The organism is Pseudomonas sp. AFG_SD02_1510_Pfu_092 (assembly GCF_003331055.1).
Taxonomy (GTDB): Bacteria; Pseudomonadota; Gammaproteobacteria; order Pseudomonadales; family Pseudomonadaceae; genus Aquipseudomonas.
On sequence record NZ_PUQD01000111.1, the window covers coordinates 1 to 4,844 of the forward strand.

Here is a 4,844-nt window from a genome sequence, read left to right on the forward strand (position 1 = left end):
GTGGCGGCGCCTTTCGCGGTGCCCCCGCTGCCACCCCCTGCGGAGGCGGCGCCGCCTACCCTTTCCTGCGGCGCCGGCCCCGGCCCTTTCGCGGGTAACCCCGCTAAAGGGCCGGTGCAGGCGGTCCACACCTCAGACGCCCCCGCGATAACTTCCTGAACCCCTGCTACGTTTACCACTCATAAACTTGTCATGATTCCTTCATCCCACCTGCCTAGGCTGAAGGCGACAGTTACCAGAAAAACGAGTGAAGAGGGCGCAGGACGATGGACGAATACCAGGAAGAACTTCTCGAATCCCAGGCTTACGAGCTGGACACCCCGGACCCGGCTGACGACGCCACCGAGCTCTAGCCTGCCCGCCGCTGGCTGCGGCGGAACTCCCCTGGTGTGAGGCCCGTCCAGCGCTTGAAGGCGCGCTGGAAGGCCTCGGCTGATGCAAAGCCCAACAGATAGGCAATTTCGCCGAAGGCAAGCTCGGTATCGCGGATGTAGGTCTCGGCCAGGTCGCGGCGTGTTTCGCTGAGCAAGTCGCGAAAGCGCGTACCTTCCTCGGCCAGTTTGCGGCGCAAGGTCCAGGTCGGCAGTTGCAGGTGCAACGCGACCTCTTCCAGGTCCGGTTCACGGCCACCATTGAGCAGCGGGCCGAGCAGGTGAGTGATGCGCTCACCCAGGCTGCGCACGCGCGTGCGCTGCAGCATTTCCGCCTCGCACAGCTGCAGCAGGTGCTGCCAGGTGCTCGGGCAGTGCCTGGGGTTGCCCAACTGCAGCGTGGCGCGGCTCAGGCGCAGCTGATTGCTGTCGGCGGCAAAGTGCACGGGCGTGCTGCACAACGGCTGGTAACGTGCGGCATAGGCGGGCGCGGCAAATTCGATTTCCAGGCGTTCGGCCTGCACCAGCGTGCCGGCCAGGTCGCCAAGCTGGGCCAGCCAGCCGCTGAGCAATGAATCGACGACGAAGCGGTTGTAGGCGTTGTACGGGCTGATCGAGTAGAAGCGCAGCCAGGCGCCTTGGTCGTCTTCGTCAAAGCTGGAATGGCCGCGGTAGTTGGCCGCATACAGCGGCTCGAAGCGCAGCAACGTACGCGCCGCCTCGCCCACGGTGGGCGCCTGGGCCGCAGTGACCCCGGCCAGCCCGGCCTGCGCCAGGCGGCTCAGGCGCCCCATGTGCAGGCCCAGCGCGGCTTCGCCGCACAGTTCGATGGCGGCGTGGCCCAGGTGCATGTAGCGCGGGATCGACAAGCGGGCGCCAGCTTCGCCCAGGCGCGCAGGCTCCAGGCCATAGCGGCGCAGCAGCGACTCGGGGTCGTGGCCCAGCTCGCGCAGGGCCTCGGTCAGCGGCTGGACAAAGCCGACCGACAGCTCGCCCAGGCGCACGCGGGGGCGGGCCATGGGCTTACAGCCACAGGTTCAGCAAGCGGGCGCCAGGGCTGGGGGTGCCCGCCAGCAGTTCACCCGCCTGGTGGGCAAAGCCCTGGCCGTCGCTGCCCTGTTCCCAGAATTGCCCGCGCATGAACACGCTCATGCTGCTGACACCGGCGCCAGCCGCAGCGGTCAGGCGCTGCCAGGCAACCTGTTCGCTGACTTCGCCGCGCTGCACGGCCAGCCCGGCGCTGGCAGGCTGATGGCGATTGCCGCGCCAGGGCGCTTGCCAGCTGCCCTTGCCGCTGAGGAACACCGGGTTGGCGATCAGTTGCACCGCCTGTTGGGCCAGTTGCTGGTGGTTTTCCGGGTACCAGCTGTCGCTGCCGACCAGCACGCCCAGGCGCCCGGCAGGGGTTTGCAGCACCTGCAGCGGGTGCTGACGACCCGCGTGGACATAGCGGCGCGTTTCGCTGTCGGGGAACTGCTGGCGTTGCGGCAGGCCCAGCAGCGAGCCGTCGCCGGCGAACACCACGCTGCTGTTGAACAGCGGGCCGCTGCCGGCATGCAGCACGCCCTGTTTCACATAGGGGGCGGGCAGCACGATCGAGCCGGCCACCAACGTGACGTTGAACTCCTTGGCCAGGCCGCCGAACAATTGCTGGTAGTCGGCGGCCATCTGCTCCGCTTTCATGCGCAGGTGCGCGTCGGTGCGCCAGTCGTCGGCGTCGGCGCCGAGCATGGCCAGGCCATAGCGCAGCGGGTTGCTCAACTCCAGCCACTGCAGGGCCTCGCGGCTTTGCGTGACCTGGTACAGCTCGTTCTTCTCCCCGCGTGCCCACAGCCAGGTACCGATGTGCTCCGGTAGCACCACCACCGTGCGCGGCCCCACCAGCCCTTGGGCGCGGGCCTGCTCCAGGTAGGCCGAGAGCTTGCGGTGCAGGCGTTGCAGGTTCTGGTAATCGCCGGGGTACAACAGGGGTTCGACGCCGAGCAGGTTGCCGTGCTCGCCCGGCACGCCATGGTTGAGTGCCAGTTCGATACGCAAGTCGGACAGGTAGTGGCCTTCCGGCCGCTGCTGGGTCCAGAAGCCGTAACCGCACAGAGCGGCGATCATCACCAGCGCCAAGGCGCTTGCCAGGAGTTTTCGCATGAAGCGGGACAGCGCCTAGGGAAACGATAGGCCCATAGCGTAGTCCCGCTGTGCGCCAGGATCAATAACTTGTCAGTTTCGATCATTGAGCCCGTTCAAACGGCTGTTTAATGTCGCAGGCAGACAACGACGAGGGCCCGCCAGCCGGTGAGGCGCCCGCATTCCGTGATCACGCCACCTGGGGACCTTTCCATGGCCGCCGACCGCTACCCGCACCTGCTCGCCCCGCTGGACCTGGGCTTCACCACCTTGCGCAACCGCACCCTGATGGGCTCGATGCACACCGGCCTCGAGGAGCGCCCGGGTGGCTTCGAGCGCATGGCGGCGTACTTCGCCGAGCGCGCCCGTGGCGGCGTCGGCCTGATGGTCACCGGTGGCATTGCGCCCAACGACGAAGGCGGGGTGTATTCCGGCGCGGCCAAGCTCAGCACCGAGGAGGAGGCCGACAAGCACCGCATCGTCACCGAAGCGGTGCATGCCGCCGGCGGCAAGATCTGCCTGCAGATCCTGCATGCCGGGCGCTATGCCTACAGCCCGCGCCAGGTGGCGCCCAGCGCGATCCAGGCGCCGATCAACCCGTTCAAGCCCAAGGAGCTGGACGAGGCGGGGATCGAGAAGCAGATCGCCGACTTCGTCAATTGCGCCGCGCTGGCCCAGCGCGCCGGCTACGATGGCGTCGAGATCATGGGTTCGGAAGGCTACTTCATCAACCAGTTCCTCGTCGCCCACACCAACCAGCGCACTGACCGCTGGGGTGGCAGCTATGAAAACCGCATGCGCCTGGCGCTGGAAATCGTCAGCCGGGTGCGCGGCGCGGTCGGGCCGAACTTCATCATCATCTTCCGCCTGTCGATGCTCGACCTGGTCGAAGGCGGCAGCACCTGGGACGAAATCGAGGTGCTGGCCAAGGCCATCGAGCAGGCTGGCGCAACTTTGATCAACACTGGCATCGGCTGGCACGAAGCGCGTATCCCGACCATTGCCACCAAGGTGCCGCGCGCGGCCTTCAGCAAGGTCACCGCCAAGCTGCGCGGCGTGGTCGGCATTCCGCTGATCACCACCAACCGCATCAACACCCCGGAAGTGGCCGAGGCGGTGCTGGCCGAGGGCGATGCCGACATGGTCTCGATGGCCCGGCCGTTCCTGGCCGACCCGGACTTCGTCAACAAGGCCGCCGCCGGCCGCAGCGACCAGATCAACACCTGCATCGGCTGCAACCAGGCCTGCCTGGACCATACCTTCGGCGGCAAGCTGACCAGTTGCCTGGTCAACCCGCGCGCTTGCCACGAGACCGAGCTCAACTACCTGCCCGTGCGTGCCGTGAAGCGCATTGCCGTGGTCGGCGCCGGCCCGGCGGGCCTGGCGGCGGCGACGGTTGCGGCCGAGCGTGGCCACGCGGTGACCTTGTTCGACAGCGCCAGCGAGATCGGTGGCCAGTTCAATGTGGCCAAGCGGGTGCCGGGCAAGGAAGAGTTCCATGAAACCCTGCGCTATTTCCGCAACAAGGTCGCCAGCACCGGCGTGGACCTGCGCCTGAACACCCGCGTCGATGTGCAGGCCCTGGTGGACGGTGGCTACGACGAGATCATCCTCGCCACCGGCATCGCCCCGCGCACGCCGGCCATTCCCGGTGTCGAGCACGCCAAGGTGCTCAGCTACCTGGATGTATTGCTCGAACGCAAGCCGGTGGGCAAGGCGGTGGCGGTGATCGGCGCCGGTGGCATCGGTTTCGATGTGTCCGAGTACCTGGTGCACCAGGGCGTGGCCACCAGCCAGGACCGCGAGGCGTTCTGGAAGGAATGGGGCATCGATAGCAAGCTGGAGGCCCGCGGTGGCGTGGCCGGGATCAAGGCCCAGCCGCACGCCCCGGCGCGGCAGGTTTATCTGTTGCAGCGCAAGGCATCCAAGGTGGGCGATGGCCTGGGCAAGACCACCGGCTGGATCCACCGCACCGGGTTGAAAAACAAGCAGGTGCAGATGCTCAACAGCGTCGAGTACCTGGCGATCGATGATGCCGGGCTGCACATTCGCGTGGGTGACGGCGCGCCGCAGGTGCTGGCGGTGGACAACGTGGTCATCTGTGCCGGGCAGGAGCCGCTGCGCGAGCTGCAGGACGGGCTGGTAGCGGCGGGGCAGTCGGTGCACTTGATCGGTGGTGCGGATGTGGCGGCCGAGCTGGATGCCAAGCGGGCGATCAACCAAGGGTCGCGACTGGCGGCTGAACTCTGAGATCGCCGGGGCCGCTGCGCGGCCCATCGCCGGGGGGGGGGGGGGGGGGCGGGGGGGGGGCCCCCCCCCCCCCGGGGGGGGGGGGGGGGGGGGGGGGGGGGG

The 4,844-nt window shown here is 67.9% G+C and carries 3 protein-coding genes; 1 reads left to right on the forward strand and 2 read right to left on the reverse strand.

Annotated elements, in window-relative coordinates; translation table 11 throughout:
- Window positions 1-349: 349 nt before the first annotated feature.
- Window positions 350-1,390, reverse strand: coding sequence for an AraC family transcriptional regulator (locus tag C6A77_RS24910; RefSeq protein WP_114172005.1), 1,041 nt, complete (start codon window positions 1,388-1,390; stop codon window positions 350-352).
- 4 nt (window positions 1,391-1,394) lie between these two features.
- Window positions 1,395-2,513, reverse strand: coding sequence for a nitrilase-related carbon-nitrogen hydrolase (locus C6A77_RS24915; RefSeq protein ID WP_114172006.1), 1,119 nt, complete (start codon window positions 2,511-2,513; stop codon window positions 1,395-1,397).
- Window positions 2,514-2,705: 192 nt separating this feature from the next.
- Here C6A77_RS24915 and C6A77_RS24920 point away from each other — a divergent pair, with 192 nt between their 5' ends.
- Window positions 2,706-4,742 carry an NADPH-dependent 2,4-dienoyl-CoA reductase gene (locus C6A77_RS24920; RefSeq protein ID WP_114172007.1) on the forward strand — a complete coding sequence of 679 codons (2,037 nt, stop codon included), beginning with the start codon at window positions 2,706-2,708 and terminating at the stop codon, window positions 4,740-4,742.
- Window positions 4,743-4,844 lie beyond the last annotated feature (102 nt).

Excerpts from the sequence above, each read along its gene's own strand:
- C6A77_RS24915 (WP_114172006.1), bottom strand. The coding sequence starts at position 2,513 with ATGCGAAAACTCCTGGCAAGCGCCTTGGCGCTGGTGATGATCGCCGCT.
- C6A77_RS24910 (WP_114172005.1), bottom strand. The coding sequence starts at position 1,390 with ATGGCCCGCCCCCGCGTGCGCCTGGGCGAGCTGTCGGTCGGCTTTGTC.
- C6A77_RS24920 (WP_114172007.1), top strand. The coding sequence starts at position 2,706 with ATGGCCGCCGACCGCTACCCGCACCTGCTCGCCCCGCTGGACCTGGGC.